The following is a 25,484-nucleotide window of genomic DNA, read 5'->3' on the forward strand; positions in this document are numbered from 1 at the left end:
CTCGTTCCGCCGTCCCGCCGCCTATGCTCTCAGCTCGAACGACTGATCGAGGGCAGTGCCCACTGGCTGGACTGAACGAGGGGCGGACATGGCGGACGAACGCGTGCGGTGGGGCATTCTGGCGACCGGCGGGATCGCCGCGGCGTTCACGGCGGATCTGGTGGATCTGCCCGACGCCGAGGTGGTCGCGGTGGCCTCGCGCAGCACGGAGTCGGCGAAGGCGTTCGCGGACCGGTTCGGGATCGGGCGGGCGTACGGCGACTGGGAGTCCCTGGCGCGGGACGAGGACGTGGACGTCATCTACGTCGCCACCCCGCACGCGGCGCACCGGGCGGCGGCCGGGCTCTGTCTGGAGGCCGGGCGGAACGTGCTGTGCGAGAAGGCGTTCACGCTGAACCTGCGCGAGGCCGAGGAACTGGTCGCGCTGGCCAAGGAGCACGGCGGCTTCCTGATGGAGGCCATGTGGATGTACTGCAACCCGCTGGTACGGCGGCTGAAGGCGCTGGTCGACGACGGCGCGATCGGCGAAGTCCGCACGGTGCAGGCCGACTTCGGGCTGGCCGGCCCCTTCCCGCCGGCGCACCGGCTGCGGGACCCCGCGCAGGGCGGCGGCGCGCTGCTCGACCTCGGGGTGTACCCGGTGTCGTTCGCGCAGCTGCTGCTCGGGGAGCCGACGGGAATCACCTCGCGCGCGGTGCTCTCCGAGGAGGGCGTCGACCTCCAGACAGGCGCCCTGTTCACCTGGGACAGCGGCGCGCTGGCCTCGCTGCACTGCTCGATCAACGGCGGTACGGCGGTGGTGGCGTCGGTGACCGGTTCGAAGGGCCGCATCGACATTCCGAGCGGCTTCTTCCACCCCGAGCGTTTCGTGCTGCACCGGGACGGCCGTGACCCCGAGGAGTTCACGGCCGACCCGGCGGACGGCCCCCGCACCAGCTTCCGGCACGAGGCGCGCGAGGTCATGCGGGCCCTGCGCGCGGGCGAGAAGGAGTCCCCGCTGGTCCCGCTGGACGGCACCCTGGCGATCATGCGCACGCTGGACACGATCAGGGCGCAGATCGGGGTGCGGTACCCGGGGGAAGCGGCCTGACGCGGGGGGCGGGGCGCGGCTACACCTCCCGCAGCCCCTGCTCCCCCACCTCCGTGACGAAGGAGCCGGCGGTCCTGATCGCCGCTCCGGGGGTCGTCACGGCGGCGACCGTCTTGAAGTCGGCCCGCGCCTGCGACCGCCCCAGCTCCACCGTCACGTAGCCCCGCTGTCCGTTGTAGAACTTCAGGTGCGGGTTGGCCTTGGTGTACGTCGCCCAGTTGGACGGCTTCTCGGAGCCGTCCTTGCCGCTGGTGAGGGAGGTGGCGACGATCTCCGTGCCGAGCGTCCGGGACGACGGGTCGTCGAAGTCGTCCTTGATGTCGAACGCGTACCCCACGTGGACGTCGCCCGTGAGCACCATCAGGTTGTCGACCCCGGCGGACTTGGCCCCGGCGAGCACCCGCTGCCGGGAGGCCCGGTAGCCGTCCCACGCGTCCATGGACAGCTTGGCGGCGGGGTTCAGGTCGAGTTTGCGCTGGGAGAACGTGACCTGCTGCGGGACGACGTTCCACAGCGCCCGGGAGCTCCGCCAGCCGTTGATCAGCCAGCGCTCCTGGGTGGCGCCGGTGATGGTGCGCGCCGGGTCGTCCGACTCGGGGCCGGGCACGTGGGCGCCGTCGCCGTACGCCTGGTTGGAGCGGTACTGGCGGGTGTCCAGGACGTCGAACTGGGCGAGCCTGCCCCAGTGCAGACGGCGGTAGAGCTGGGCGTCGGGGCCCTGCGGGAGCTGGGTGCGGCGCAGCGGCTGGTGCTCCCAGTACGCGCGGTAGGCGGCGGCCCGGCGCAGCAGGAACTCCTCCGGCGGGTCCTCGTTCTCGGAGACGTCGTCGGCGTAGTTGTTCTCGGTCTCGTGGTCGTCCCAGGTGACGACGAAGGGGTGCGCGGCGTGCGCGGCGCGCAGGTCGGGGTCGGTCTTGTAGAGGGCGTAGCGGAGCCGGTAGTCCTCCAGGGTGACCGTCTCGTGGTTGAAGAGGTCGGGGAGCACGCGGTCGGTGTAGGCGCGGGCGCCGCCTGCGGAGGTGACGGCGTACTCGTAGAGGTAGTCCCCGAGGTGGAAGACGACGTCGACGTCGTCCTGGGCGAGGTGGCCGTACGCGGTGTAGTAGCCGTCGTGGTACGCCTGGCAGGAGACGGCGGCGAGCTTGAGCCGGGCGGCCTGCGCGCCGGTGGCGGGGGCGGTGCGGGTGCGGCCGGTGCCGCTGGTCCACGAGCCGGTGCGGAAGCGGTAGTAGTACTCACGGCCGGGGTCGAGGTGGGGGACCTCGACGTGCACGGTGTGCCGGAACTCGGGGTGCGCGGTGGCGGTGCCGCGTCTGGCGATGCGGCGGAAGCGGGCGTCGTGGGCGAGCTCCCAGTGCACGGTGACGCGGGAGGCGGGCAGTCCGCCGTCGGCCTCGTACGGCCGCGGGGCGAGCCGGGTCCACAGCAGGACGGAGCTGGGCTGCGGGTCGCCGGAGGCGATGCCGAGGGTGAACGGGTCGGCGGTGATCCTCCGGGCGTCGAGCTCGGCGGCGCTCGCGGCACCGGCGGCGGGCAGGTTCACCGCGAAGGCGAGCGCGGCGGCCGCGCCGGTCACGGTGAGGAAGCGACGGCGGCCCAAGTGGCGGGCGGCGGCGCGGAGTTCGGGAGCGTGCTGCGACGGCTGCGACGACTGGTGGGACGCGGGTGTCATCCGGGGCCTCCCCTGGCGGTTGCGGACCCCGCCATTCGAACGACCCGGATCGACTCCCGCCTGTCACGTACACAACAGCCACATGGCGGACGGATGAGTTCCGGTCGTCGCCGGCGCCGGTCAGCGCCCGGACCGCCCGCTGTCGGGACCGTCGGGCTCCGCCGTGCCTCCCGCGACCGCCCGCCTCCGCCTCCCCCGCAGGGCCAGCGTGCCGCCCGCCAGGAGGGCCACCGCCGCGCCGGCGCCGCCGATCAGGCCCCAGGACGGGCCGTCGCCGGAGGCCGACGCCGAGGCCGCCTGCGCGCCGGCGGCGCCCTTCGCGCCGGCCGCCTTGTCCGCGGGCGCCCGCTTCGCCCCGCCCTCGCTCAGCGGGTCGACCAGCACGCCCACCGGCTTCACCTTGTCCGCGTGGGCGAAGCCCCAGTCGAGCAGCTCGGCGGTCTCCTTGTAGACGCCGTTGCCGCCGGACCGGGGGTGCAGCACGCTCACCAGCAGGGTGCGGCCGTTCCGCGTGGCCGCGCCCGTGAACGTGTTGCCGGCGTGGCTGGTGTAGCCGTTCTTGACGCCGATGAGGCCGTCGTACGTCTCCATCCCCCACGCCCCGGTCAGCAGGCGGTCGGTGTTCTGGATCTGGAAGGTCTTCTTGCCACCGGCCGGGAACTGGGCGGTCCTCGTCCCGCAGTAGGCGCGGAAGTCGTCGTTCTTCAGGCCGTGCCGGGCGAACAGCGTCAGGTCGTACGCCGAGGAGACCTGCCCCTTGTGGTCGAACCCGTCGGGGCTGCGCACCTGCGTGTCCAGCGCCTGGAGGTCGACGGCCTTGGCCTGCATCTCGGCGACCGTCTTGTCGATGCCGCCGTTCATGTGGGACAGCACGTGCACCGCGTCGTTGCCCGAGCGCAGGAAGACGCCGAGCCACAACTGCTCGACGGTGTAGGTGTAGTTCTCCTTGACGCCGACGAGGCTGGAGCCCGCCGGGACGTCCGCGATCTCCTCCGGGGCCACCTTGTGCCGCTCGGTGCGGTCGAACTTGCCCAGCACGGTGTCCGCGAACAGCATCTTCAGGGTGGACGCGGGGGCCAGGTGCCGGTGCGCGTTGAACGCCGCCAGGACCTCGCCGCTTTCGTGGTCGGCGACCAGCCAGGCGCGGGCGGTCAGCTTGGCGGGCACGTCGACACCGCCCCGCACCTGCAGCCCGGAACGGCCCAGCCGTTCACCGCCGATGGCGGTCGCGGCGTACGCGGAGGTGGCGGTGGCCGCGGGAACGGCGGCGGCCAGGGGCGCGGCGGCGGCGAGGCCGAGCAGCGCACGACGGGAGAGCGGAGAAGAGTCACGCATCCCGGGACCGTACAAAGTCCCGCACACCACGCCCACATCGGGGTCCCCAAGCCCTGGCAAAGTCCACCCCTCGGCCCGTCCCGCGCGCCGCCGATTTCCCCCCAACTCCCCATACTTCTCAGCTCACGCACACCTCGCACCCAGCCCCTGTCCAAGGTTCCTCCCTACTTTGTGGCCGCGCCCACCCACGCGGGCGCCATGAACCTACGAGGAACGAGATGTTTGGCATCTATCTCAGGCGCGAACTGAGCCGCCGCAAGAAGGCGGCCCTGGTCATCGCGATGGGTCTGGCGCTCGGTATCGCGCTGGTGATCACCGTCGACTCGGTGTCGGCCGGAATGCAGCGGGCCCAGGACAAGGTCCTGGAGTCGCTCTACGGCCTCGGCACCGACATGACGGTCACCAAGGCCAGGACCGCCCCCTCCGGGAACAGTACGGAGAGACCGAAGTTCGAGTTCGACGCCAAGTCGGACGACAGCGACACGCAGAGCTCCGACCGGGTGATGACGCAGGGCGGCCAGGCCCTGAAGTCCTCGCTGGTGGCGAAGGTCGCCGCGCAGAAGGGCGTGGCGAGCGCGGTGGGCGCGCTGTCCCTGAACGTCACCAAGGTCGACGGCTCGTTCACCCAGGGCGAGGCGCAGAGCTCCACCTCCGGTTCGTCCGGCTCGCAGCAGGGCGGCCCCGGCGGCGGCCAGAGCCAGCAGCAGGGGCAGGGCCAGCCACAGGTGCAGGGCGGCGGGGCCTCGTTCGACGTCAACTCGTACTCGGTCGCGGGCGTCGACGTCACCGACCAGGACCTCGGCCCGCTCGCCGCGTCGAAGATCACCTCCGGTAAGACGTTCACGGCCGCGCAGACCGACGCCAAGGTCGCCGTCGTCAGCAAGTCGTACGCCAAGGAGAACGAATACAAGGTCGGCAAGACGCTGAAGATCTCCGGCACCAAGTACGAGATCATCGGCATCGCCACGCCCGACAGCAGCGACTCCACCACCGACGTCTATCTGCCGCTGAAGCAGGCGCAGACGCTGGGCGACGCCAAGAACGAGGTCACCACGATCTACGTCAAGGCGACGGACTCCAAGCGCATCGACGCCGTGAAGTCGACCATCCAGAAGAACATCTCGGGCACCACGGTCACCACCTCCGCCGACCTCGCGGACACGGTCTCGGGCTCGCTGTCCACCGCCTCCGATCTGGCGGCCGGTGTCGGCAAGTGGCTCTCCCTGGTAGTGCTGGTGGCCGCGTTCCTGGTGGCCGCGCTGCTCACCTCCTCCGCCGTCTCCCGCCGGGTGCGCGAGTTCGGCACGCTGAAGGCGCTGGGCTGGCCCAGCCGCCGGGTGACCCGGCAGGTGGTCGGCGAGTCGATCGTCAACGGCCTGCTCGGCGGCGTCCTCGGCATCGCGCTCGGCCTGGCGGCGGCGTACGCGGTGACGGCGATCAGCCCGACCCTGACCGCGCAGCTCGGCGGCGGAGGCGGGACGGGCGGCGGCCCCGGTGGCAGCGGCGGTCCGGGTGGCGGCGGTCCCGGCGGGCAGAGCGCGCAGAACACGCTGGAGATCGCGCTGTCGGCGCCGGTGTCGGCGACCACCATCGCGCTGGCGGTGGGCCTGGCCGTGGCCGGCGGTCTGATCGCCGGTGCGATGGGCGGCTGGCGCGCCTCCCGGATGCGTCCGGCGGACGCGCTGCGCAGCGTCTCGTAACCGCCCCGCCCCCCTGAGCAGGGGCGCCGCCTCCACTCCCCCGGGAGGCGGCGCCCCCTCCCCCTTCCACTCTTCCGTCCGAACCCATGGAGCACCCGATGTACAGACTCACCGGCGTCACCAAGCGCTACACGCGCGGCAAGGAGACGGTGGAGGCACTGCGCGGCATCGACCTCACCATCGAGGACGGCGACCAGCTCGTCATCCAGGGCCCCACCGGCGGCGGCAAGTCGACGCTGCTCCAGATGATCGGCGGCCTGGACCGCCCCACGTCCGGCAGCGTCGAGCTGGACGGCGTCGACCTCGGCGCGATCGGCGAGGCCAAGCTGACCCGGCTGCGCGCCGAGAAGATCGGCATCATCTTCCAGTCGTTCAACCTCATCCCGACACTGACCGCGCAGGAGAACGTCGAGACCGCGCTCGTGCCGCTCGGCGTCAAGGCCGTCGAGCGGCGCGAGCGGGCGGCCGAGGCGCTGCGCTCGGTCGGCCTCGGCGAGCGGCTCGGCCATGTGCCCTCGGAGCTGTCCGGCGGCCAGCAGCAGCGGGTGGCGATCGCCCGTGCGCTGGTGAAGCAGCCGAAGGTGCTGCTCGCCGACGAGCCGACCGGCAACCTCGACGAGGGCACCCGCGACGACATCATGGCCCTGCTCGAAGGCCTGTGGCACGAGTACGGCCTGACGTTCGTCATGGTCACCCACGACTCCTCCATCGCCCGCCGGGCGCCCCGCCTGGCCACGATCCGCTCGGGCCGGATCACGCTGAAGGACCAGCGGACCGGCGACGCCACCCGGCACGCCGAGCCGCAGTCGGCCCACTGAGCCGACGCCCCCTGCGCGCCCCGGCCGCTCGCAGGGGGCGACCGTCGTCACCCGTACGGCCGCGCGGGGCGGGCCCGCGGGGTGGGCGGCGTGGAACGGTGGAGGCGCAAGAGGGACCGTTGCCGTTCCGGGAGTGATCGTGACGCTGTGCGACCGACGTGATGTGGGACTGCTGCTGCTCCGCCTGGGCACCGGAGGGGTGCTCGCGGCGCACGGGGCGCAGAAGCTGTTCGGCTGGTTCGGCGGCCACGGGCTCGAGGGCACCGGACAGTTCATGGAATCCGTCGGCTACGCGCCCGGCCGGGCCAGCGCGACGGCGGCGGGGGTGGCCGAGACGGGCGGCGGCGCGCTGCTGGCGCTGGGCCTGGCGACCCCGGCGGCGGGTGCCGCGGCGGCCGGGGCCATGGTGGGCGCGGCGGCGGTGCACGCGCCCAACGGCTTCTTCGCCCAGGGCGGCGGCTACGAGTACGCGGCCTCCCTCGGGCTGACGGCGGCGGGGCTCGCGGTGGCGGGCCCGGGCCGGCTCTCCCTGGACCATGTGCTGCGCCACGCGGTGAACCGGAACTGGATGGTTCCGGCCGCGCTCGGCGCGACGGCGGCGGTCACCGCGGCGGTGGTCGGCGCCCGCACCAGGCGGGTGCGCGAACGGGAGCGGGCGGAACGCCTGGGGGATCAGGCGCCGCTGTTCGAGGAGTGATTGGCGTGGGGAAGAAGTGAGGGGGACTCCGGCGCGGGGTCGTCCGCGCCCCGGAATCACACGCTGAGGTTCGCCCACACCGCGTTGCCGCCGGTCAGCCGTGACCGGCAGACCCCCCACGTGTCGGCGAGCTGCTCGACGAGGAACAGCCCCCGGCCGCTCTCGGCGTCACCGCCCGGCCGGGACCCCGTCATGTCGCCGCTGCCGCCCCCGTAGTCGTGGTCGTGCACCTCGAGCCGGACGCGGCCGTCCCCGACGAGCCCGACCCCGCACAGGATCCGCGCACTCAGCGTGTGCCGTACGGCGTTGGTGGCCAGCTCCGAGACGAGCAGCACGGCGTCGTCGCACAGCTCCTCCGGCAGCCGCCACCCGGCCAGCCGCGTGCCCATGGTGCGGCGGGCGACTCTGACGCTGGAGCGGTACGCCGGAAGCTCCAGCCAGTGTGTGCGGTCCGGGTTGACGACGTCTAACAGCTCGAAGGACGTGGTCACGGGGGAGGTAATCGCGTGGGGGGACACGGTGGTCGCCTTCCGTCGGGCCGGCGGACGCAGTCGGAGCCGGTGGCCGGTGGTCCGGTTGCGCGGGACAAGCGTCGGGGCAGGAGCGGGTGCGCGACGGGGCACGCCGGACAGGCGGTGTCCGTCGGGCGGCGTCACTCAAGTAACTATGCTCGCGGGGCAGTTCACCCTGCAACCGACTCGCTGATAATTTCACCCGGTAGATGTCGGACAGTTGTTTTCGGTCTGGCGCAATCAGCCAAGTCACTGTCATGCTCGTACCGGTGACGGTTGTTCAGGAGGTTGGTCGTGAGTGATTCCCGTTCGGGTGCGAGCGGTTCGGGCACGAGTGCGCCCACCGTTCTCCGGATGATCCTCGGCCGACGGTTGCAGGAGCGACGACAGGACGCGAACGTCTCGCTGGAGACGGCGGCCAAGGCGCTGCGTGTGACGTCCCTGACGATCCGCCGGCTGGAGAAGGCGGAGGTCGCGCTCAAACCGCTCTACGTGGAGAAGCTGCTCGAGACGTACGGGGCGGACAGGCAGGAGATCGACGAGTTCGTCGGCATGGCCGACAAGGCCAACGAACCGGGCTGGTGGCACCCGTACCGCGATGTGCTGCCGAACTGGTTCAGCGCCTACGTCAGCCTGGAGACCGGGGCGCGGACCCTGCGCACGTACGAACCGCAGTACGTCACGGGGCTGCTCCAGACCCACGCGTACGCCAAGGCCATTCTGCGCGGCGGCTTCCCCAACGACAGCGAGGAGGACCTGGACCGGCGCATACATCTGCGGCTGCGCCGGCAGAGCCTGCTGGAGCGGGCGGACGCGCCCACGCTGTGGGTGGTCCTGGAGGAGGCCGTGCTGCACCGGGTGGTGGGCGGTCCGGAGGTGATGCGGGAGCAGATCGAGCGGCTGCTCGAGGTGTCGGAGCTGGAGCACGTCAGCATCGACGTCGTGCCGTTCGCCGCGGGCGCCCACACGGGCGCGTGCGCGCCCTTCACCTACTTCCGCTTCCAGGAACCCGAACTCCCCGACATCGTCTACAGCGAGATCCTGTCCGCCGGCGTGTACCTGGACCAGCGCTCCGACGTGGTGACTCACCTCGAGGCGCACAACCGGATGTCCCTTCTGACCTCGTCCGCGGAGAGCAGAGCGCTCCTGAACCAGATGCGCAAGGAATACTCATGAGCACCAGCAAGAGCAGTGCCCGCAGCACGTACACGACCCACAGCACCCATGGCCGTGTCTACAACGGCATGCCTGCCCTGGACCTCGGCGAGCAGGGCTGGGAGTCTCCGTGGAGCGGCCCCAACGGCGGTCAGTGCGTGCAGACCAAGCAGCTCTCCGACGGCAGGGTCGCGGTGCGGCAGTCGACCGACCCGGCCGGGCCCGCCCTGATCTACACCCCGCAGGAGATGGCCGCGTTCGTCGCGGGCGTCAAGCGGGGGCTCGCCGACCATCTGGCGGCCGGCTGACCGCCGGGACCGACCACCACCGACACCGAAAGGGACAGAGGGAAGGGACAGGATGAACACCTCGCACACGGCCCGGGAGATAGACACCAGCCGGCCCCACTCCGCCCGGATGTACGACTACTACCTCGGCGGCAAGGACCACTTCGAGGTCGACAAGCAGGCCGCCGAGGCCGTCGCGGAGGCCTACCCCGGCATCTTCGTGTGCGCCCGCGAGAACCGTGCCTTCATGCACCGCGCGACCCGCGTGCTCGCCCGGGAGCACGGCATCCGCCAGTGGCTGGACATCGGCACCGGCATCCCCACCGAGCCGAACCTGCACCAGGTCGCGCAGTCGGTGGTGCCGGAGGCCCGGGTCGTCTACGCCGACAACGACCCGCTGGTGCTGAAGTACGCCGAGCGGTTGATGCGCAGCAGCCCGCAGGGCCGCACGACGTACATCGAGGCGGACGTCAACAGCCCCGAGACGCTGATCAACTCCCCCGAGCTGGCCGCGGTGCTCGACCTGAACCAGCCGGTCGCGCTCTCCCTCAACGCGCTGATGCACTTCGTCACCGACGCGCAGGACCCGTACGGCATCGTGGAGGGGCTCCTCGCGATCCTCCCGGCGGGCAGCGCGCTGGCCCTGAGCCACTGCACACCCGACTTCGACCCGGAGACGTGGGAGAAGGTCACCGCGATCTACACCAACTCCGGGACGCCGGTGCAGTTCCGCGCGCAGAAGGACGTCGCCCGCTTCTTCGACGGGCTCGACCTGCTCGACCCGGGCATCACCGTCGGCCACCACTGGCGCCCCGACGCCGGCCCCGACGACGCCGACACCGGCACGGACACGGAGCCCCCCACGGACGCCCAGGTCAGCCTGTGGACCGGGGTCGGCATCAAGCGGTGAGCGACGAGGCCGCGACGGACCGCCTGTGGCGGTCCGTCGACGACCTGTGGACGTGGCTGGAGGCCGAGAGCCCGGTCGGCGGCCGCGAGGGCCTGCTGCTGCGGGTGCTCAAGCTCTCGGAGGAGGTGGGCGAGGTCGCCGAAGCGGTGATCGGCACCCTCGGCCAGAACCCCCGCAAGGGCACCACCCACACCTGGGACGACGTCCACGCAGAACTCTGCGACGTCGCCCTCACCGCCCTGATAGCCCTCCGCACGCTGACGCCGGACGCCCGTGGGGCGTTCGAGGCGCATGTGGCGGGGGTGGCGCGGCGGTCACTGGGACCGCCGTCATGACCACGGCACCACCGGACGGCGTGTACGTGGGCAGGGCGGGCGGGTACGGGGCGAGGTCCGTACGGCTCTCCTGGTCCTGATCAGCGGCCGCTTCCGCATGGAGTTCCCCGACCGCACCGTGCTCCTGGCGGAACAGGGCGACTACGTCGTCTGGAGCCGCGGCACCGACCACTCCTGGCTCGCGGAGGAGGACTCGGTGGTCCTGACGGTCCGATGGCCCTCCGTACCGGGCTACGCGGCGCCACGACAGGACGAAGGCCGTCAGGTGTGGGAGCCCGCCACCGGTTCCGAGGAGCCGGGGTCGAGGGGGGTGCGGGGGTCCTGTGGGGGTGTGGGGCGGGCGACGTAGACGGGGGCGTCGGACTGGTAGAAGAGGTCGATGTCGACCTCCTCGCCGCCGACGATCAGCGTGTCCCACGCGCCGCTCTCCCGCAGCGTGCGCAGTGTCTCGGGGGTGAGCGCGGCGAGGTGGGCGCGCAGTTCCTCGTCGCCGGGCATGCCGGGCAGCCGGGGGGCGAGGCGTTCGCGGATCGCGCGCACGCGTGCGAGGAGTGCGTCCAGATCGGAGTCCCCGGAAGCCCCGGAGATCCCGGAACCGGCGGTCGCGCCCGCGTCCGGCAGCGGCTCCGTGCTGCGGGCGATGATGTCCTTGATGGCGCGGGTGACACCCCTGTCGTCGGTGGCGACCATCGCGTTCCACGCCCGGCTCTTGTGCCGGTACTGCAGCATCGACATCGCCGCCTCGTGCCGGATGAAGTCGGCGTCCCGCAGCGGCCGGCCCCGCCAGACCCGGCCGAGCGAACGGGCCAGCGAAGTGGCGGAGGCAAGGCCGCTGTTGAGGCCGCGCCCCGGCCAGAAGTGGATCGCGTTGGCCGCGTCGCCCAGCAGGAAGCCGTACGTCCCCGGGCCGTTCGCGGTGGCGCGGCTGAGCTGCGCGGTGAACCGGGGGCGCTGCACCATGTCGAGGCGGAAGGAGGTGACGGCGCTCAGGTCCTCCTCCGGCACCCCGAACAGCTTCAGCCCCTCCAGGATCCGCTTCCACAGGGCGGAGCCGCGCAGCAGGGCGGGCAGGAAGAGGGTGCCGTGCGTGGGGCAGACGAACTCGTTGCCGTCCTGGCGGCTCATCACGCAGGGGCGGGCGGCGACGCAGTCCTCGAAGACCTGGCGGACGGGGTCGATGCCGACGACCGCCTTGGCCTCCTCGCGGGTGAGCCGCATGTTCAGAAAGCCTTCGCCGCGCAGCGAGTTGAGCAGGAACCGGTTCTGCGACACGGTCAGCAGGACGCTCATCGGGTCCGGCAGCGGCGACTTGACCCGCAGGCCGAGCACCAGGTCGTGCAGGTGTTCGCCGTCGAGCGAGTAGACGGAGGCGTCGGCCCGGCCGAAGCGGTCGGCGTAGTGCTCGCGGGTGCGGGAGCGGCCGCCGTCGCTGATCACCAGGACGTGCTCCTGGGCGAGCCGGTGCTCGTGCTCGGCCACGTCGAACCGCCGGGGCACGAGCCGGATCGCCGGTTTGCGCGCGGCCAGTTCGAGGAGCCGGTCCTCGATGTAGGCGATACGGATGTTGCGGGGCGGGCGGCCGGCCACGGAGTCCGGTCCGACGGGCCACATCTCGGAGAACTCGCCCGCGCCGAACAGCGCCTGGCGCATCTCCTCGGTCAGCGCGAGGTACTGCCTGCTCTGGACCGTCACCACCTGCTGACGGCGGACGTTGCCCTGCGTCTCGTCCTTCCACACCACGTCGGAGCCGGCGCGCGTCCACCGTCCGTCGTAGACGGTGACGGCGACGTTCCCCGGCAGCGCGTCCTCCAGCAGCAGCGCGAACGCGAGCCCGACCGGGCCGCCGCCGACGACCGTGACCCGCAGCTCACCGGGGTGGGCGACGGCGGGCGGGAGGTCGGCCTGGGAGAGGTCCATGACCGTCTCCATCGCCTCCTGCGTCTCGTACAGGAAGGTCTCGTCGCCGATCCGGATGACGTCGCCGGACTCCAGTACGTGCCGGGTGACGCGCCGGCCGTTGACGTGGGTGCCGTTCCTGCTGTCCCGGTCGTGCAGGACGTACGCGCCGTTCTCCTCGACGATCTCGGCGTGCAGCCGGGACGCGCTGGTGCTGACGATGATCACGTCATTGTCGCTCTTGCGCCCGAACCGCAGCGGAGCGGTGCCGAGCAGCACACTCTGACCACTGAAGGGACCGCTCTGTCCCACGATGACCGACGACACGCGATTCTCCTAGGGGGCAAGGGGGTTGTGTCACTCGCACGTCAGCGTGAACGGCACCGTGTCGGACACCGTCTGCTGCGACGACTTGATCTCCACGCCCATCGCGCTGGACAGCGACCCCGACTTGGCCCACGTCGTCACGCTCACCGACTCCTCGTGGGTGCGGGGGCCGTCGGCGGCGAAGGACAGCTTCCGCCAGGTCCGGTCGACCACCGAGCCGCCCGAGGACACCCAGCGGTAGGTGAACGTCGTCGGCAGCTCGCTCACCGCGAAGGTGGCCGTGAAGGTGGGCGCCTGGCCCTGCGGGGGCGGGCAGGTGCCCGCGTACGTGGTGTGGGTGCCGGTGACGGAGACGGTGACCGGCGGCCGGGCGGCCGCCGCGCCGTCGTTCTCCACGGTCGCCCCGTCCTGCGCCCGGCCGGAGGCGGTGGCGGTGGCGGACTTGGCGTCCGTGCCGCCCTTGTCACCGTCGTCGCCACCGCTGTTCGCCAGGGCGTACCCGAGCCCGCCCGCAAGCACGGCGAACGCGGCCGCGGCCGCGCTCCACACGTACACCGCACGCCGTCGCCGCTCGGCGGGCTGCGGAGAGGGGTTGCCGATGACGGTGGCGGGGGGCGTCGGGGGGTCCTGCGGAGGCGCGAGGGAGGGGGCGGGCAGCGGGTGGGCGGTGACGGTCGCGGCGGCGGCGGCCGGTGACGGGTTCTGGGGTGGCGTGGTGGCCGCCTCGGCGGCGGGCGACGGGTTCCGGGGCGGTGCGGGGGTCGCCTCGGCGGTGGGGGTGGCGTCGACGCGGGCGAGGGCGGTGCGGGGGTCGACGGCGGCGGCCGGTCGTCCGGCGTCCGTCGCGGTGGCCGGTCGTCCGGCGTCCGTCGCGGTGGCCGGCCGCCCGTCACCCGTCGCGACGGCGGTCGGCTCGGCATCCGCCGTCGCCGTACCCGCCGTCGCCGCATCCGCCGTCGCCGCATCCGCCGTCGCCGCGCCCGTCGTCGCCGCATCCACCGTTACGGCATCGGTCGGGGCGTCCGTGTCCACCGCCCACTCGACCACCCCCTCGGCCGTTCCCCCGACCACTCCCTCCGCCGTCGATCCCAGGTCCCCGTCCGCCGTCCCCCCGGCCGCCACGAGCCGCAGTTGCTCGGCGGTCCGTTCGGCGGAGGTGCGCTGCTCGGGGTCCTTGCGCAGCAGGCCCTCGATGACGGGGCCGAGCGGCCCGGCCCGGTGCGGAGCGGGCGGTTCCTCGTCGACGACGGCCCGCAGCGTGCTCAGCGTGTTCTCGCGCCGGAAGGGCGAGCGCCCCTGCACGGCGGTGTGGAGCAGCACGCCGAGGGACCACAGGTCGGTCGCGGGCCCCGGCGTACGGCCCAACGCCTGTTCCGGCGCGAGGTATTCGGGCGAGCCGACGACCTCCCCGGTGAGCGTCAGCGCGGTGTCGCCCTGGACCATGGCGATGCCGAAGTCGGTGAGGATCACCCGGTCGTCGTCGCTGAGGAGGACGTTGGCGGGCTTGACGTCGCGGTGCAGCACCCCCGCGTCGTGCGCGGCGCGCAGCGCGGCGAGCACCTCCGCGCCGATACGGGCGGCCTCCCGAGGGGCCAACGCGCCCTCTGCGGCGATCAGTTCGCCGAGCGACCGGCCGCGAACCAGTTCCATCACGACCCACGGACGGCCGGCGTCGGTGACCACGTCGTGCACGGTGATCACGTTGCGTGCGGCGATGCGGGCGGCGGCCCACGCCTCCCGCTCCAGCCGCGTGTACATGCGCTCGACCTTGGCGGCGGGCATCCCGGCGGGCGCGCGCACCTCCTTGATCGCGACCTCGCGGCGCAGCATCTCGTCTCGGGCGCGCCACACGGTTCCCATGCCGCCCTCGCCGAGCGGGGACAGCAGACGGTAACGGCCGGCCACCACGCGTGCGGCGGCCTCTTCCGGGGGCACCGCGTCCTGGTCCTGCATGGGGCGACTCTCCCTCGTCTCTCGGGCGTGGACGGGTTCACCGTGCCGGGAGACACCACTCCGCCCCCACCACCGAAACGTTCGCCCGCCCGCTCAACTACACGCAGGACAGGGCCCGTTCGGTTCGACGAAGTCTAACCCCACGACTTCACACCGCGTGTCCGCGCGGGCGGGCAGCTTGGAGTCACGGATGCGGCCGTGGTCGGCCAGAGGCCCTGCTCGGACAGGTGGAGCACGAGGGCCGCGATGTTCCAGGCGTCGTCCTCACCTCGGTGGTGGCGTCCTTCGAGCGGTAGCCCGGCGATCTCCAGTGCCGTCGCCATGCCGGGGCGCCTGCGCAGGCCGTACGCCGCGGTGAAGACCGCCTTGGCGTTGGTGTGCCGGCGGCCGAAGGGGTAGGGCGTCCGTGTCGCCCGGCACTGCCGGGTGAACTGGTGACGGTCGTAGTCGCCCCAGCTGATCCACGGCCGGCTGCCTGCCCGATGCTCGGCCGCCAGCAGTCGGCACGCCTCGGCGAAGCCGACCCCCTGGTCGACTTCCCGCCGGGTGAGGCCGGTCAGCTCCGTGCAGAACTCGCTGACGGTGGACCTCCCGGGACGCACCAGAATGCGGTTCCGGGCAAGGCGCTCACCGGCCCCCAGGTCAACGACGGTGAGTCCGATCTCGATGATTTCGCTGACCTCGTCGGACGGCGGGGGGCCCGCCCAACAGGTCGCCTCCACGTCCACGACGTTGACGAGGTGCTCGTTCCCGGTGCGCTTCACGACGAAGAACCTAGGGAAGCGCGGCCGCCGGGGCACGTGAATTCCGGCACCGCCCGCCCACCGGTCCGCTCCGGCGCGGGCGCAGGCAACGCCCCGCCCCGACGCCTACGTGCCCGTCGCGGTCGTCGCGATGCCGCCGTCCACCGGGATGACGGCGCCCGTGAGGTAGGCCCCGGCCCGGCCGGCGAGGAACACGGCGGTGCCCGCCATGTCGTCGTCGCGGCCGAGCCGGCGCAGCGGGGCCTTCGCCGCGATCGCGTCCCCGACGGCTTCGAGCGTGGTCGCCATCATCTGCGACGGGAACGGTCCCGGTGCCACCGCGTTCACCGTGATGTGCTGGGGGCCCAACTCCCGGGCGAGCACTCGGGTGAGCTGATGGAGTGCCGCTTTGCTGCCGGCGTAGGAGTAGTTGGGCGAAGCGGCGACGTGGATGGCGGCGATGCTGCCGATGTTGATGACCCGCGCGGGGTCGTCGGCGGTGCCCGCGCTGCGCAGTGCGGGAAGCAGCGCCCGCACCAGCCAGAACGGCGACTTGAGGTTGAGGTCGAGCACCGTGTCCCAGGCCTCGTCCGGGAACGTCTCCAGCGGCTCGCGCCACATCGCTCCGGCGTTGTTGACGAGGATGTCCAGGCGGCCCGAGTCGGCCGTGACGAGATCGGCGAGGCGCCGGCACTCGTCGTGCCGGGAGAGGTCGGCGGGGATCGCTCGGACGTCGCCGAATGCGGACAGGTGATGCTGTGCGTCCGCGCACGCGTCTGCCGTGCGTGAACTGATGACGACGCGGGCGCCCGCCTGGAGAAGGCCGCGCGCGATCATCATCCCAATGCCCTTGGTGCCCCCGGTGACAAGGGCGTATTTCCCCCTCAGATCGAAGAGTCCTGTGTGAGTGGTGAATTGCGTGTCCGCCATGAGTCCCTTTTTTCTCCGGTAGCCGGTAGCCGACTCAACGAGGTTGACAGCCGCTCCGGACGTCCGGGAGACCCGCTGAAACAGGGACCGGGCCGTCGGGGTACCAGCAGTACCTCCCTCCGTCTGCGGGCAGGGCCTACGGTGAGGAGGTGGCCACGATCGATCCGCGCACCGAGATCAAGGAATTCCTGCGTTCGCGTCGCGCGCGGATCGCGCCCGAGCGGGCCGGACTGGCCGCCTACGGCGGCAACCGCCGGGTCACGGGGCTGCGGCGCGAGGAGGTGGCTCTCCTGGCGGGCGTGTCGGTCGACTACTACGTCCGGATGGAGCGCGGCAGCCTCACCGGTGCCTCCGACGGGGTGCTCGACGCACTGGCCTCCGCCCTGCAACTCGACGAGGCCGAGCGCGCGCACCTGTACCACCTCGCCCGGCAGTCCGGGGCCCCCGGCGGCCCACGCCACCGGCGCCCCACCGCCACCGCCGCGACGGTACGTCCGGCGCTTCAGCAGGTCCTCGACGCCCTCACCGACGCACCGGCCTGTATCCACAACAACTGTTACGACGTACTGGCCATGAATCAACTCGCCCGCGCACTGTATTCACCGTTGCTGGCCGACACCCGACGCCCGGCGAACACCGCGCGGTTCGTGTATCTGAATCCCGAAGCGGCGAAGAAATTCTTCGTCGACTACGACCACATCGCCCGCGACGCGGCGGCGAAACTCCGCATGGAATCCGGCCGCAATCCGCACGACGAGGACCTGACCGCCCTGATCGACGAATTGACGGAAAGCAGCGAACTCTTCCGGCAACGATGGGCATCCCGGGACGTCCGCCTCCAATGGTCCGGACGCAAACGTGTGCACCACCCGGTGGTCGGCCGCCTCGATCTGGACGTCGAGTCGATGCAACTCCCCTCCGACCCCGGCCTGCACCTGAACGTCTACACCGCCCCCACCGGCACACCGACCGCCGACGGCCTGACCCTCCTGGCATCCTGGGCGGCCGACCGGGAAAACCCGGCCGCACGCTCCCGCCAGTAGAACTGCCCCGATCATCGGGGGCGGGGTGAGCGGCAGACGAGTCGGGCTGTACGCCGGGTTCTGTTCCGACGGGTCCTCGCGGGCCCGTCGGCGACGGCCATCCATCTAGGGCCGGCGTTGCCGCCGGCCTCGTGCGGTCCACCCGCGGACTCGGGCGGGCAGCCCTCGAACGTCCGCGCAGAGCGCTTTTCACGGCGCTCCTCTTGACCTTGCTCCGGGTGGGGTTTACCTAGCTGCCCAGGTCACCCTGGGCACTGGTGGTCTCTTACACCACCGTTTCACCCTTACCCGGCGCCTGAGCGCCGGGCGGTCTGTTTTCTGTGGCACTGTCCCGCGGGTCACCCCGGGTGGCTGTTGGCCATCACCCTGCCCTGTGGAGCCCGGACGTTCCTCGGGAAGCCCCCGAAGGGTCCTCACGCGGCCGCCCGCCCGGCTCGTCTGCCGTGTCGACCATGGTACCGGGCGGAACGACGGGCAGCGGCTCCGGCTCCCGTGCCGGCGGTGCGACGCGGGGGCCCGTCGTCGCCAGGACCGAGCCCGCGAGGATGAGGGCGAACGCGGCCAGGACGCCCGCCGTCAGGTGCTCGTCCAGGAAGAGGGCGCCCGCGGCCACCGCGATCGCCGGGTTGACGTAGGTGAAGACCGTGGCGCGGGTGGGGCCGGCCTCCTTGATCAGTTCGAGGAAGGCGACGAACGCCAGCGCCGTGCAGATCGCGCCGAGCCCGGCGAGGGCGGTCAGGACCTGCGCGGACGGCATCGTCTCGGGCATGCCCACCGCTGCCGCCGGGGCGTACACCAGTGCGGCCAGTGCCAGGCAGGGAGCCGTGAGTTGCAGCGTCGGCACGTCCTTGAGGTGGCGGGCGACGATCAGCGGCGCCGTCGCATAGCCGAGGACCGTCAGCAGCACCTCCGCCAGCGAGCGGGTGTCGCCCCCGGTCAGATGCGGCAGCGTGAGGACGGTGACGCCCGCCAGCCCCAGCAGCAGTCCCGTGAGCCGTCGCGGGCCCAGGTGTTCCGCGCTGCCGAAGAACCGCGCCAGGACGACGCCGACGATCGGCACACCCGCGATCAGCAGCCCGGCTGTCGAGCTGGAGAGGTGGCGTTCGGCGTCGGTCAGGGTCCACCAGGGGCCGATGATCTCGATGCACGCGAAGGCCAGCATCGGACGCCAGTGGGTGCGGACGGTTCGGGGCAGGCCGCCCCGGCGTATCGCGAAGGGGAGCAGGAGCGCCGCGCCGAGCGCACAGCGCGTGAACACCACGACGGACGGGGACAGGGCATCCACCGCCACCTTGATCATCAGATAGGGGATGCCCCAGACCACTCCCATCAGGGAGAACAGGAACCAGCCGCGTGCAGTCATGCGGCCTACTGTGGCCGGGCCCGCCGTCCGTCGTCTTGAACGCTGTTGCGGTACGCCGCCGGGGTCACCCCGAGCACCCGGCGGAACCAGCGGGTGAGGTGCGCCTGGTCGGCGAAGCCCACCAGCGGGGCCACGTCGGCGGGGCGCAGCCCGGACTCCAGCAGGCCGCGCGCCCGGCTCACCCGGTACTGGGCGAGCCAGGCGTACGGCGGGATGCCGGTGGCGGTGCGGAAGGCCCGCAGGAGCTGATAGCGGGAGAGGTCCAGCTCGGCGGCGAGTCCGGCGAGGGAGGGCGGGGCGGTGAGCTCGTCGGCGAGCCTCTCCCGTACGGCGCGGGCGATGCGCTCGGCGCCGGGGACGGTGCCGTCCACCGGGCGGGCCGTGGAGTGGCGGCGGGCCAGCGCGGTGAGCAGCCAGGGCAGCCGCGACTCGACCTCCAGCGGGTCGGGGCAGGCGCTCAGCTCGGCGTGCGCGGCACGCAGCGCGTCGGCCAGCTCGGGGTCGTCGACCAGCCCCTCGCGGAAGTGCGGCGGACCGGCGCCGACGGTGCCGTCGGAGAGCAGGTCCGGCGCGGCGTACAGGGCGCGGTAGGCATAGCCGCCGGTCGGGGCGGAGGGGCCGCCGGTGTGCATCTCGCCGGGCCCGAGGACGATGACGGAACCGGGGCCGGTGCGGAGCCGGCCGCCCCGGTAGTCGATGCTCTCCGAGCCACCGATGCTGACGCCGATGGTGAACTCGGCGTGCGCGTGCGGCGCGTACACGTGCCGGTCGAACCGCGCGGTCAGCAGATCGAGCGCGGGCCCGCCCCGCCCGAGCCGCGCCCGCGTCCACCGCGCCTGCTCCCGTGCGCCCATCGCCCCCGTGCCCCCCTCGTCGTCCACCAGGATGCAACGCGGGGCGGTCCCGTGTTCATCCCGGGCATCCTGTGCCGCCCCGTACGCTGGCACGCAGTTCCGACGAAGGAGAAAGAAGCCGTGCTCGTCCTGTTGCCGCCCTCCGAGGGCAAGGCCGATGCGGGGCGCGGTGCCCCGCTGAAGCCGGAGTCGCTGTCGTTGCCGGGGCTCGCCGAGGCGCGGGCGGTCGTGCTCGACGCGTTGGTCGAGCTGTGCGCCGGTGACGAGGAGAAGGCGCGCGAGGTGCTCGGGCTGAGCGAGGGGCTGCGGGGCGAGGTCGGCAAGAACGCCGGGCTGCGCACGGCGGGGGCGCGGCCCGCCGGGGAGATCTACACCGGCGTGCTGTACGACGCCCTCGACCTCCCCTCCCTCGACGCGGCGGCCAAGCGGCGTGCGGCGCGCTCGCTGCTGGTCTTCTCGGGGCTGTGGGGTGCCGTGCGGGTGACCGACCGGATTCCGTCGTACCGCTGCTCGATGGGCGTACGGCTGCCGGGGATCGGCGCGCTGGGCACGCACTGGCGTGCGCCGATGTCCTCGGTACTTCCGGAGACCGCCGGGGACGGGCTGGTGCTCGACCTGCGGTCGGCGGCGTACGCGGCGGCCTGGAAGCCGAAGGGTGAGGTCGCGGAGCGGACGGCGTCCGTGCGGGTGCTGCACGCGCCCACCCGGAAGGTGGTCAGCCACTTCAACAAGGCGACCAAGGGCCGGATCGTACGGAGCCTGCTGACCGACGGGGCAGCGCCGAAGGACCCGGCCGAGCTGGTGACGGCACTGCGGGACCTGGGGTACGTGGTGGAGGCCTCGGCACCGGAGAAGAAGGGGCGGGGCTGGTCACTGGACGTGCTGGTGGAGCAGGTGCACTGAGGGGCGCCTGGTCGGGCAGGCGCGTTGCGGGGCGCCCGGTCGGGCGGGTGAGTTGCGGGGGCGTTCGGCCGCATTCCTTGCGTTGCACGCTGCGCAATGCCCTTTGCGCAGGGTGCGTCCGCTCGGCAGGATGAGGGCATGTCCTCCGCCGTGCCCCCGCCGCCCGCCGTCCTGCCCGCCTCCGTCCTCGACCTCGCGCCCGTGCTGCCCGTGGTCGTCGTCGACGACGCCGCCGACGCCGTACCGCTCGCGCGGGCGCTGGTCGCCGGGGGGCTGCCCGCGATCGAGGTGACGCTGCGGACGCCCGCCGCGCTCGACGCGATCCGCGCGGTGGCCGACGCGGTGCCGGACGCGGTGGTCGGCGCCGGCACCGTACTGACCCCCGCGCACGTGACGCGGTGCGTCGAGGCCGGGGCGCGGTTCCTGGTCAGCCCCGGGTGGACGGAGACCCTGCTGGCGGCCATGACCGCCGCCGGGGTGCCGTTCCTGCCGGGGGTGTCGACCGCCTCGGAGGTCGTGGCACTGCTGGAGCGGGGGGTGACGGAGATGAAGTTCTTCCCCGCCGAGGCCGCGGGCGGCACCGCCTACCTCAAGTCGCTCGCCGGGCCGCTCGCCGGGGCCCGGTTCTGCCCCACCGGCGGCATCGGTCCGGACACCGCGTCCGCGTATCTCGCCCTGCCCAACGTCGGGTGCGTGGGCGGCAGTTGGATGGTGCCGGCGGACGCGGTGGCCGCGGGCGACTGGACCCGCGTCGAACGGCTGGCGCGGGAGGCGGCGGCGCTGCGGCGGTGATCCAGGGCCTGTCGTCCGGATCAGCGCAGGTGTGACGTGTCGTTCAGGCCGCGGACGCTCGCGTTGCCGTCCGCGTAGTACGCCACTTCCGACAGCGACGCCGCCGACAGTTCCATGCGGAACAGCGCCTCGGGCGGGGCGCCCAGGGCGAGCCGTACGAGGGTCTTGATCGGCGTCACGTGGGAGACCAGCAGTACCGTGCGGCCCGCGTACGCCGTCACCAGCCGCCGCCGGGCCGCGTCCACCCGGCGGGCGACCTGCGCGAAGCTCTCGCCGCCGCCGGAGGGCCGGGCCCCGGGGTCGGCGAGCCAGGCGTCCATGTCCTCGGGGTGCCGGGCGCGCGCCTCGCCGAACGTGAGCCCTTCCCAGGCGCCGAAGTCGGTCTCGCGCAGGCCGGGTTCGACAGTGACGTCGAGCCCGAGCCGGGCGGCCACGGCGCCGGCGGTCTCGCGGCAGCGGGCCAGCGGGGAGGAGACCACGGCGTCCACCGTGCGGGGCGCGACGGCGAGCGCGGCGGCGGCCCGTTCGGCCTGCCGGCGGCCGGTCGCGGAGAGCGCGGGGTCGTCGCCGCCGCTGCCGGAGAACCGCTTGAGCGGGGTGAGCGGCGTCTCGCCGTGGCGGAGCAGGAGGAGGGTGCAGGGGGTGCCGAGGTCGGGGGGCGGGGTCGCGGAAACGACAGGGCGACGGCTGCCCCGCGGGCCGCCGTCCGTCCCGCCGGTGGACACGCTCAACGCCCCCCGGCCGTCCCTACAGCCCCGACTCGGCCGTCCGCACCAGGATGCGGCGGCAGTTCTCGCAGCGTACGACCGTGTCCGGCGCCGCCGAGCGGATCTCGTTCAGCTCGGTGATCGCCAGTTCCTGCCGGCAGCCCTGGCAGGAGCGCTGGTACAGCTTGGCCGCGCCGATACCGCCCTGCTGCTCGCGCAGCTTGTCGTACAGCTTGAGCAGGTCCCCCGGGACCGCGCCCGCGACGACCTCGCGCTCCTTCGTCACCGAGGCCGCCTCGCCGTCGAGCTCCTCGAAGGCGGCGTCCCGGCGCCCGGTCGCGTCGTCGATCTTCGACTGGACGGAGGCGACCCGCCCGCTCAGCTCGTCGGCCCGCTCCTGCGCGGACTCGCGGCGCTCCATGACCTCCAGCACGACGTCCTCCAGGTCGCCCTGGCGCTTGGCGAGCGAGGCGATCTCGCGCTGGAGGTTCTCCAGGTCCTTGGGCGAGGTGACAGCGCCGGAGTCCAGGCGCTGCTGGTCGCGGGCGGCGCGGCTGCGCACCTGGTCCACGTCCTGCTCGGCCTTGGTCTGCTCGCGGGCGCAGTCGCTCTCCTCGGTCTGCGCGGCGACGAGCAGGTCGCGCAGCTGGGCGAGGTCCTTCGTCAGCGTCTCGATCTCGGCGTGTTCGGGCAGCGACTTCCGCTTGTGCGCCAGCTGCTGGAGGCGGACGTCCAGGGCCTGGACGTCGAGGAGACGGATCTGGTCGGCGGGCGCGGCGTTCAGTTGGGGGCTCCTGCGGTGGTAGAGGTGGACGGGGTGGATGCCGCGTGGGCGGTCCAGGGGTCGGTGACCGTTTTGGAGACGTGGACGCGGAGGTCCCAGCCGTGCCGGTCGGAGATCTCGTCGAGCTGGCCGGCGGCCAGCTCGCACCAGGGCCACTCGGTGGCCCAGTGCGCCGCGTCGAGCAGCGCGAGAGGACTGTGGGCGCGGGCCTCGCTCGCCGGGTGGTGGCGCAGGTCCGCGGTGAGGAACGCGTCGACGCCGGCCGCCCGGACGTCGTCGAACAGGCTGTCGCCCGCGCCGCCGCTGACGGCGACCGTGCGGATCGTCGCCTCCGGGTCGCCGGCCACGCGGATGCCCTGCGCGGTCGCGGGCAGCCGTGCGGCGGCGTGCGCGGCGAACTCGCGGAGGGTGAGCGGGTGGTCGAGCGCGCAGATCCGGCCCAGGCCCCGGCGGCCCTCGGGGTCGGACGGGTCCGGTACGAGGGGGCGCACGACGCGCAGGTCGAGTGCGCCGGCGAGGGCGTCGCTCACGCCGGGGTCGGCGGTGTCGGCGTTGGTGTGGGCGACGTGCAGGGCGACGTCGTTCTTGATCAGGGTGTGCACGACGCGGCCCTTGAAGGTGGACGCCGCGACGGTCGTCGTACCGCGCAGGTAGAGGGGGTGGTGGGTGACGAGGAGGTCGGCGCGGAGGCGGATCGCCTCGTCGGCGACTTCCTGGACCGGGTCCACGGCGAACAGGACGCGGGTGACCTCGCGGTCCGGGTCGCCCACGACCGTGCCGACCGCGTCCCAGGACTCCGCGCGGGTGGCGGGCCAGAGGGTTTCCAGCGCGGCGATGACTTCTGCGAGACGGGGCACGGGCAAAGCGTACCCAGACGCTGCCGCGGGGGCTGGCGGGGATGGGCTCGCCCGGGGGTGGGACGGAGCCGTGGCAGGGGCTGCGCCCCTCCTACCCCATGGGCGCCTACTGGCTCGGGGCTCGTTGTGCGTGGGCGGGTGCGGGTGGGTCGTGGTTGATCGCGCAGTTCCTCGCGCCCCTGGGTAGCTCGGGGTTGCCCCTGGTGTGGGACGTGCGGGTTGCGTGGTCGCGCCCGCGCGGCGGAGCTGCGGATCGGCACCGCCGCGCGCCCCTTGCGTGCCCCAGCACATGAGGGAGCCGTTGCCTGGAGAAACCGTTCTTCGGTACCCGTATGTGTGAAAGCGGGGGGTCGGCGGGGGTGAGGGGTGGGTGGGAAAACTAGCGTCCTTGCCGGAGGTGACCGAAATGATGACGGCCAGTGCCTCCCCCGGGGTCGCCGTACGCGGGTCCGGGGGTTCCGTTTCGCCCAGCCCGAAGGCACCGTCTCCCCCACCGCCCCCGGCCGGGTCCCCGAGCCCCTGCGTGCTCGCCGCCGACGGGTCCTACGCCGCCCGGCTGGCCGGGCACCCCGCGTCCCGGTACGCCGAGCGCTGGACGCTGGACGGCCCGGAGCCGTACGCCGTGCCGCTCCCGACCGGGCAGCCGGAGGAGCCCGGCGCCGAGGTGCTGCCGCTGACCGACGGCCGGGTGCTGGTGCACCGGGCCGCGGACGACGCCCGGCACACGTTCTCCCTGCTGTACCCGACCGGCCCCGGCACCGGAGAGCTCGCGCTCGGCTCGGTCGAGTGCCCGGACCCCGGCACCGTCCTGCGGCTGCTGCCGCCCTCCCCGGCCGGCACCAGGGCCTACGCCCTCGCCGCCGGTCCGGAGTCCACCGCGGTGTGGCTGATCGCGGGCGGCGACTTCGGGCCCGAGCACCTCGCCGAGGTGCCGGGCCACTGCTCGGGCGGGGTGTGGCTGGACACCACCGGCCGGATGCTGGCCCTGGACCGCACCCGGGACGGCCGTACGAAGACGGTGGTCGTGGACCTGGAGCGGGGCGGCGAGATGTCGCCGCTGCTCCAGATCGCGGACGACAGCGACGACCGGCTGCTGCTCGCCGACGCCGACAGCGGACTGCTGCTGATCCGCTCCGACGCCCCCTCCCCCGGCCGGGAGCGGCTCGGCTGGGGCGTACTGGGCAGCACGCTGCCGGTCAGGTTCCCGGAGTCCCTGCGGGTCGAGGGGTGCGCGGTGACACCGTTCGCGATCCAGCCGGGGCAGATCCTGACGCCGGAGGCCTGTGCGGTGGCGCTGCGGGTCGACGGGGCGGGCGGCTCCTGGCTCGGCCTGTGGCGCCCCGCCGAGCGACGGCTCCAGCACGTTCCGGCGCCCGAGGGCTGGCTGCCGGGCACCGGGCGGTGGACCCGCGAGGGCGAGCTGCACCTGCCCTGTGCGACGGCCGCGGCCCCCTGCTCGGTGGCCCGGCTGACGGCGCCGGTGGCGCTGCCCGCGCCGTCCGCTTCCGTCGCGGAAGCGTCACAGCGCCGTAACTCTTCGTCCCCGCCCGAGGGCGGCGAGGGAGCGGCGCACGGCCCGGGAACCCACGCGCCCGAGGGCTCCCACGCGCCCCCGGAGGCGGCCGGTCCGACCACCCGTCCGGTGCCGTTGCAGCAGGCCCCGCTGGGTGCGGCGCGGCCCCGCGAGTCGCCCCGACAGGCCCCGCCGGAAGGGGAGTCGGAACCGCCCGAAGGAGGCTCGCCGAAGCCTGCCCGCCATGTGGTCGTCACTGCGGTTGTCAGTGACGCCCGATAGGATCACCCGGCTGTACGAAGGATCTT

23 protein-coding genes, 1 other RNA gene and 2 pseudogenes are annotated in these 25,484 nt (G+C 73.0%); 13 read left to right on the forward strand and 13 right to left on the reverse strand.

The window, feature by feature from the left end; translation table 11 throughout:
• Positions 1–88 precede the first annotated feature (88 nt).
• Positions 89–1,090, forward strand: a complete 1,002-nt coding sequence (locus tag OIE12_RS09545; protein ID WP_329133734.1) for a Gfo/Idh/MocA family protein — start codon at positions 89–91, stop codon at positions 1,088–1,090.
• A 19-nt stretch (positions 1,091–1,109) separates the two neighbouring features.
• Here the strand turns inward: OIE12_RS09545 and OIE12_RS09550 are convergent, their stop codons facing one another.
• On the reverse strand, positions 1,110–2,762 hold the full coding sequence (locus OIE12_RS09550) for an alkaline phosphatase D family protein (protein ID WP_329133736.1): 1,653 nt from the start codon (positions 2,760–2,762) through the stop codon (positions 1,110–1,112).
• Positions 2,763–2,882: 120 nt separating this feature from the next.
• Positions 2,883–4,097 (reverse strand): D-alanyl-D-alanine carboxypeptidase family protein, encoded by a 1,215-nt coding sequence (locus OIE12_RS09555; RefSeq protein WP_329133738.1) that lies wholly within the window; start codon positions 4,095–4,097, stop codon positions 2,883–2,885.
• Positions 4,098–4,315: 218 nt separating this feature from the next.
• Between OIE12_RS09555 and OIE12_RS09560 the strand changes: the two genes are divergently transcribed.
• The 3 genes from OIE12_RS09560 (at position 4,316) to OIE12_RS09570 (ending at position 7,312) form a co-directional block, all read left to right on the forward strand.
• Entirely contained in the window at positions 4,316–5,797 is a 1,482-nt protein-coding gene (locus OIE12_RS09560; protein WP_329133740.1) for an ABC transporter permease, read from the forward strand.
• A gap of 98 nt (positions 5,798–5,895) precedes the next feature.
• Positions 5,896–6,615, forward strand: coding sequence for an ABC transporter ATP-binding protein (locus tag OIE12_RS09565; RefSeq protein WP_329133742.1), 720 nt, complete (start codon positions 5,896–5,898; stop codon positions 6,613–6,615).
• Between the two features lie 139 nt (positions 6,616–6,754).
• Complete coding sequence (locus OIE12_RS09570) at positions 6,755–7,312, forward strand: DoxX family protein (RefSeq protein WP_329133744.1); 558 nt, start codon at positions 6,755–6,757, stop codon at positions 7,310–7,312.
• 56 nt (positions 7,313–7,368) lie between these two features.
• On the opposite strand, the gene OIE12_RS09575 is transcribed toward OIE12_RS09570, so the two are convergent.
• Positions 7,369–7,830, reverse strand: a complete 462-nt coding sequence (locus tag OIE12_RS09575; protein ID WP_443053786.1) for an ATP-binding protein — start codon at positions 7,828–7,830, stop codon at positions 7,369–7,371.
• Positions 7,831–8,178: 348 nt separating this feature from the next.
• On the opposite strand from OIE12_RS09575, the gene OIE12_RS09580 reads away from it, so the two are divergent.
• Genes OIE12_RS09580 through OIE12_RS09600 form a run of 5 tightly spaced genes read left to right on the forward strand, consistent with a single transcriptional unit; the run spans position 8,179 to position 10,860 of the window.
• Positions 8,179–9,000, forward strand: a complete 822-nt coding sequence (locus tag OIE12_RS09580; protein WP_443054031.1) for a helix-turn-helix domain-containing protein — start codon at positions 8,179–8,181, stop codon at positions 8,998–9,000.
• Complete coding sequence (locus OIE12_RS09585) at positions 8,997–9,287, forward strand: DUF397 domain-containing protein (protein WP_329133748.1); 291 nt, start codon at positions 8,997–8,999, stop codon at positions 9,285–9,287. Before OIE12_RS09580 ends, OIE12_RS09585 begins: the two co-directional genes overlap by 4 nt.
• Positions 9,288–9,339: 52 nt before the next feature.
• Complete coding sequence (locus OIE12_RS09590; protein ID WP_329133749.1) at positions 9,340–10,176, forward strand: SAM-dependent methyltransferase; 837 nt, start codon at positions 9,340–9,342, stop codon at positions 10,174–10,176.
• Complete coding sequence (locus tag OIE12_RS09595) at positions 10,173–10,511, forward strand: MazG-like family protein (RefSeq protein ID WP_329133751.1); 339 nt, start codon at positions 10,173–10,175, stop codon at positions 10,509–10,511. The genes OIE12_RS09590 and OIE12_RS09595 overlap by 4 nt, the downstream gene beginning before the upstream one ends.
• A complete protein-coding gene (locus tag OIE12_RS09600) occupies positions 10,468–10,860 on the forward strand; it encodes a signal peptidase I (protein WP_443054032.1) in 393 nt (130 codons plus the stop codon). The genes OIE12_RS09595 and OIE12_RS09600 overlap by 44 nt, the downstream gene beginning before the upstream one ends.
• On the opposite strand, the gene OIE12_RS09605 is transcribed toward OIE12_RS09600, so the two are convergent.
• From OIE12_RS09605 to OIE12_RS09620, 4 genes are all read right to left on the reverse strand, one after another.
• The gene (locus OIE12_RS09605) at positions 10,773–12,734 is read right to left on the reverse strand and encodes an FHA domain-containing protein (RefSeq protein WP_329133753.1); all 1,962 of its coding nucleotides are present in this window, start codon (positions 12,732–12,734) and stop codon (positions 10,773–10,775) included. The two genes, OIE12_RS09600 and OIE12_RS09605, sit on opposite strands and share 88 nt — an antisense overlap.
• 30 nt (positions 12,735–12,764) lie before the next feature.
• Entirely contained in the window at positions 12,765–14,687 is a 1,923-nt protein-coding gene (locus OIE12_RS09610) for a serine/threonine-protein kinase (RefSeq protein WP_329133756.1), read from the reverse strand.
• A 134-nt stretch (positions 14,688–14,821) separates the two neighbouring features.
• Positions 14,822–15,451, reverse strand: a complete 630-nt coding sequence (locus OIE12_RS09615; RefSeq protein ID WP_329133758.1) for a 3'-5' exonuclease — start codon at positions 15,449–15,451, stop codon at positions 14,822–14,824.
• Between the two features lie 105 nt (positions 15,452–15,556).
• Positions 15,557–16,360, reverse strand: coding sequence for an SDR family oxidoreductase (locus OIE12_RS09620; RefSeq protein WP_329133760.1), 804 nt, complete (start codon positions 16,358–16,360; stop codon positions 15,557–15,559).
• A 149-nt stretch (positions 16,361–16,509) separates the two neighbouring features.
• Between OIE12_RS09620 and OIE12_RS09625 the strand changes: the two genes are divergently transcribed.
• On the forward strand, positions 16,510–17,403 hold the full coding sequence (locus OIE12_RS09625; RefSeq protein WP_443053788.1) for a helix-turn-helix transcriptional regulator: 894 nt from the start codon (positions 16,510–16,512) through the stop codon (positions 17,401–17,403).
• Between the two features lie 33 nt (positions 17,404–17,436).
• Here OIE12_RS09625 and rnpB read toward each other — a convergent pair.
• From rnpB to OIE12_RS09640, 3 genes and pseudogenes are all read right to left on the reverse strand, one after another.
• Positions 17,437–17,840, reverse strand: an RNA gene (rnpB, locus tag OIE12_RS09630) — RNase P RNA component class A.
• Positions 17,841–17,983: 143 nt separating this feature from the next.
• Positions 17,984–18,766 (reverse strand): annotated as a pseudogene (locus OIE12_RS09635) (DMT family transporter); the annotation flags it as partial.
• A gap of 5 nt (positions 18,767–18,771) precedes the next feature.
• Entirely contained in the window at positions 18,772–19,620 is an 849-nt protein-coding gene (locus tag OIE12_RS09640) for a helix-turn-helix domain-containing protein (protein ID WP_329141812.1), read from the reverse strand.
• A gap of 120 nt (positions 19,621–19,740) precedes the next feature.
• Here OIE12_RS09640 and yaaA point away from each other — a divergent pair, with 120 nt between their 5' ends.
• Both yaaA and eda read left to right on the forward strand, forming a co-directional pair.
• Positions 19,741–20,523 carry a peroxide stress protein YaaA gene (gene yaaA / locus OIE12_RS09645; RefSeq protein WP_329133762.1) on the forward strand — a complete coding sequence of 261 codons (783 nt, stop codon included), beginning with the start codon at positions 19,741–19,743 and terminating at the stop codon, positions 20,521–20,523.
• A 138-nt stretch (positions 20,524–20,661) separates the two neighbouring features.
• Positions 20,662–21,315 carry a bifunctional 4-hydroxy-2-oxoglutarate aldolase/2-dehydro-3-deoxy-phosphogluconate aldolase gene (gene eda / locus OIE12_RS09650; protein ID WP_329133764.1) on the forward strand — a complete coding sequence of 218 codons (654 nt, stop codon included), beginning with the start codon at positions 20,662–20,664 and terminating at the stop codon, positions 21,313–21,315.
• Between the two features lie 20 nt (positions 21,316–21,335).
• Here eda and OIE12_RS09655 read toward each other — a convergent pair.
• The 3 genes and pseudogenes from OIE12_RS09655 to OIE12_RS09665 all read right to left on the reverse strand — a co-directional run.
• Positions 21,336–21,977: pseudogene (locus tag OIE12_RS09655) on the reverse strand (histidine phosphatase family protein); the annotation flags it as partial.
• A gap of 85 nt (positions 21,978–22,062) precedes the next feature.
• Positions 22,063–22,806, reverse strand: coding sequence for a zinc ribbon domain-containing protein (locus OIE12_RS09660; protein WP_329141814.1), 744 nt, complete (start codon positions 22,804–22,806; stop codon positions 22,063–22,065).
• Positions 22,803–23,663 carry a Nif3-like dinuclear metal center hexameric protein gene (locus OIE12_RS09665; RefSeq protein ID WP_329133766.1) on the reverse strand — a complete coding sequence of 287 codons (861 nt, stop codon included), beginning with the start codon at positions 23,661–23,663 and terminating at the stop codon, positions 22,803–22,805. The genes OIE12_RS09660 and OIE12_RS09665 overlap by 4 nt, the downstream gene beginning before the upstream one ends.
• 523 nt (positions 23,664–24,186) lie before the next feature.
• On the opposite strand from OIE12_RS09665, the gene OIE12_RS09670 reads away from it, so the two are divergent.
• A complete protein-coding gene (locus OIE12_RS09670; RefSeq protein WP_443053789.1) occupies positions 24,187–25,458 on the forward strand; it encodes a hypothetical protein in 1,272 nt (423 codons plus the stop codon).
• The last annotated feature ends 26 nt before the right edge of the window (positions 25,459–25,484 follow it).

Source organism: Streptomyces sp. NBC_00670 (assembly GCF_036226765.1).
In the GTDB taxonomy this organism is placed as follows: Bacteria; Actinomycetota; Actinomycetes; order Streptomycetales; family Streptomycetaceae; genus Streptomyces.

Bases quoted from the DNA above. Each gene is read 5' to 3' on its own strand.
- OIE12_RS09620 (WP_329133760.1), bottom strand. From the start codon at position 16,360: ATGGCGGACACGCAATTCACCACTCACACAGGACTCTTCGATCTGAGG.
- OIE12_RS09585 (WP_329133748.1), top strand. From the start codon at position 8,997: ATGAGCACCAGCAAGAGCAGTGCCCGCAGCACGTACACGACCCACAGC.
- OIE12_RS09545 (WP_329133734.1), top strand. From the start codon at position 89: ATGGCGGACGAACGCGTGCGGTGGGGCATTCTGGCGACCGGCGGGATC.
- OIE12_RS09565 (WP_329133742.1), top strand. From the start codon at position 5,896: ATGTACAGACTCACCGGCGTCACCAAGCGCTACACGCGCGGCAAGGAG.
- eda (WP_329133764.1), top strand. From the start codon at position 20,662: ATGTCCTCCGCCGTGCCCCCGCCGCCCGCCGTCCTGCCCGCCTCCGTC.
- OIE12_RS09600 (WP_443054032.1), top strand. From the start codon at position 10,468: ATGTGGCGGGGGTGGCGCGGCGGTCACTGGGACCGCCGTCATGACCAC.
- OIE12_RS09555 (WP_329133738.1), bottom strand. From the start codon at position 4,097: ATGCGTGACTCTTCTCCGCTCTCCCGTCGTGCGCTGCTCGGCCTCGCC.
- OIE12_RS09550 (WP_329133736.1), bottom strand. From the start codon at position 2,762: ATGACACCCGCGTCCCACCAGTCGTCGCAGCCGTCGCAGCACGCTCCC.
- OIE12_RS09590 (WP_329133749.1), top strand. From the start codon at position 9,340: ATGAACACCTCGCACACGGCCCGGGAGATAGACACCAGCCGGCCCCAC.
- OIE12_RS09580 (WP_443054031.1), top strand. From the start codon at position 8,179: ATGATCCTCGGCCGACGGTTGCAGGAGCGACGACAGGACGCGAACGTC.
- OIE12_RS09560 (WP_329133740.1), top strand. From the start codon at position 4,316: ATGTTTGGCATCTATCTCAGGCGCGAACTGAGCCGCCGCAAGAAGGCG.
- OIE12_RS09640 (WP_329141812.1), bottom strand. From the start codon at position 19,620: ATGGGCGCACGGGAGCAGGCGCGGTGGACGCGGGCGCGGCTCGGGCGG.
- OIE12_RS09610 (WP_329133756.1), bottom strand. From the start codon at position 14,687: ATGCAGGACCAGGACGCGGTGCCCCCGGAAGAGGCCGCCGCACGCGTG.